The organism is Pseudomonas sp. 14A (assembly GCF_018132745.1).
Classification (GTDB): Bacteria; Pseudomonadota; Gammaproteobacteria; order Pseudomonadales; family Pseudomonadaceae; genus Aquipseudomonas; species Aquipseudomonas mercuritolerans.
On sequence record NZ_JAGRQJ010000006.1, the window covers coordinates 1 to 758 of the forward strand.

General features: G+C 63.7%; 1 protein-coding gene. It reads left to right on the forward strand.

Going from position 1 to position 758, the window contains the following annotated elements; all coding sequences use genetic code 11:
- Positions 1 to 758, forward strand: a 758-nt coding sequence (locus PS14A_RS07475) for an RHS domain-containing protein (protein ID WP_212615640.1), incomplete at both ends; no start/stop codon positions are given.

Below are 758 nucleotides of genomic sequence, written 5' to 3' on the forward strand. Positions count from 1 at the left end.
TCGCTGTACCGCCGCGATTATGCCTACAGCGCCAACGGCAATCTCGAGCACATCGCCGACAGCCGCCACGGCCAGCGCACCTACGGCTACGACGCCCTCGACCGGTTGATCCGCGTACGTCACTCGCGCGACGAACTGTCCGAATCCTTCGCCCACGACCCGGCGGGCAACCTGCTGATGCAGGATCGCCCCGGCCCTGCGCAGATCAAAGGCAACCGCCTGCTGATGCAAGGCGATCGGCATTACGACTACGACGCCTTCGGCAACCTGATCCGCGAACGCCGAGGCCACGGCCAGACCCTGGTCACCGAATACCGCTACGACTGCCAGCACCGCCTGATCGGCCTGACCCGCCCCGACGGCCAGACCGCCACTTATCAATACGACGCCTTCGGCCGGCGCATCCGCAAAACCGTCGACGGCGCCGTCACCGAATTTTTCTGGCAAGGCGAACACCTCGTCGCCGAAAGCAGCGCCAGCCAATACCGCAGCTTCCTCTACGAACCCGGCACCTTCCGCCCGTTGGCGATGCTGGATGGCAAAGGCCCGAAAAAAGCCTGCCCGTTCTACTACCAACTCGACCACCTCGGCACCCCACAGGAACTCACCGACTACAGCGGCGAAATCGTCTGGTCCGCGCAATACGACGCCTACGGCAAAGTCGCCGCCGTCACCCTGGCCGGCGAGGATTACCTCGACCAACCGCTGCGGTTTCAGGGGCAGTACTTCGATGTTGAAAGTGGGCTGCATTACAACCG